The following is a 1,705-nucleotide window of genomic DNA, read 5'->3' on the forward strand; positions in this document are numbered from 1 at the left end:
CCGCCGCCTGGAAGACGCCGGCGCGCGAGAGCCCTGCCATCGTGGCCATGAGGCAGAAGAGCAGCCCGAGCGTGCGAAAGTCCACGTACTCGAGGTAGCCGGCGTCGGGTGGCACGAGCGCGCACGATGCCACGGCGAGCACGGTGGCGACGGCGAGGACGGGGTCCCTCCGGACGAGGTTCAGGGCCTGTGACATTTCTGTACCTCCTTTTCAGCCGACCCAGCGTAGCGGACGATGGGGCCCGGCCCGACGGGGAGGCCCCAGAACCGGGAGGACGCACATGACGCGCATACTGTTCGTCTGTCACGGCAACATCTGTCGGTTTTAAGAAAAGACCCAGTAAATGAGGAGTTCTATACGCTAGCAAAGCGTTTTACTACTTTTTTACGACCTTGGGGGATGCGGACATTTTCTTGTACCAAGCCTACACCGCCAGTCCGAGCCTGCGCCTCCTCCCCTCGATCGTCTCGTAGGAGCAGCCGCCGCCCGGCTCGTCAAAGCGCTTGAGCCGCCCGTCGCGGTACCACGCCATGTATGCGTCGACCTCCCCGCGGAACTCCTCGAGCCCCACCCCGGCCCAGTCGCGCCCGTCGAACATCTCGATCTTGAGCGTGCCGAAGAAGCCCTCGGCCGGCGCGTTGTCGCCGCTGCGGGCCGGCCTGGACATCGAGCGGGCGACGTGGCGGCGCTCGCACAGCCCCTTCCAGCTGGCCGCGCGGTACGGGCCGCCGCCGTCGGTGTGCACGGTCGGGCGCGCGCCGCCCGGCAGGGCGCCCGGGGCCGCCGCGAGCGACGAGTCGCACGGGGCGGAGTCCGGGTGGAGCGACAGCGACCAGGCCAGCGGCATCCCGTCGAAGCAGTCGACCACCGGCGAGAGGTAGCGCCTGTAGCCGTCCATCGCGAACTCGGTGACGTCGGTGACGAGCAGCTCGCCGGGGGCGGCGGCGGAGAGGTCGTGGTCCGCGCGGAAGTCCTCCCCGGCGGCGCGCCTGGCCTCGGCCCGCTCGCGGGGCAGGTTCGCGGGCCTGGCGTCCGGCTCGCCCTCGTAGGAGCTGTGCCTCTTGCGGCGCGGCCGCCTCGCGACCAGCCCCTCCTCGCGCATCACGCGCCTCACGCGCTTCTCGGAGGCGACGACCCCGCGGCGGCGCAGCTCGGCGTGCACGCGCCGGTAGCCGTGGCGGCCCCGGCCCGCCTCGAAGGCCTCCCTCACGAGCGGGCGCGGCCCGGCGTCGCGGTCGCGCCCGAGGCGGGCGCGGTGGTGCTCATAGGAGCTCCTCGAGATCCTCAAGAAACCGGTGACGGAGCGGAGGGGCAGGCCGGTCGCCCGCCTCAATCTCTCGCCGAGCTCGCACTTGCTCCTGCTCGAGATCGAAGCCGGGGCGCAGCCTCCCCCTTTTAGGTCGTCCAACACCGCCCTGAGCAGCAGGTTCTCGATCTGGTCGGGCGTCAGGCCGGCGAGCGGCCCCGTGGCCGGCGGGTCGTAGGTGCCCCTCGCGCACATGGCGGCCTCCTCCCTGCGCGGCCCCCGCCGCGCCCCCTCACGATAGCGCTCGCGGGGGCGGCACGAGTGCGGGAGCCTGCCCGCGGCCCAGGCGCGTGTGTTTGATAGCCTCCGTATTGCGGGTTTGAGCGCGGTGGTTTTTCGGGAATGAGCGCGAAAAAGTTTCGGGTCTGAGCGCGGGCACGCCGACCATCCCGTTCGGC

Annotated in this window: 1 protein-coding gene and 1 pseudogene; both read right to left on the reverse strand. The window is 71.1% G+C overall.

Annotated elements, in window-relative coordinates; all coding sequences use genetic code 11:
* Positions 1 to 196: pseudogene (locus tag B5F84_RS09385) on the reverse strand (hypothetical protein); the annotation flags it as partial.
* Positions 197 to 425: 229 nt separating this feature from the next.
* Positions 426 to 1,502: an IS3 family transposase gene (locus tag B5F84_RS09390; protein WP_087323321.1), complete on the reverse strand. Its 1,077-nt coding sequence runs from the start codon at positions 1,500 to 1,502 to the stop codon at positions 426 to 428.
* Positions 1,503 to 1,705: the final 203 nt, after the last annotated feature.

Origin of the sequence: Olsenella sp. An290, assembly GCF_002159535.1 — a bacterium.
Lineage (GTDB): Bacteria > Actinomycetota > Coriobacteriia > Coriobacteriales > Atopobiaceae > Thermophilibacter.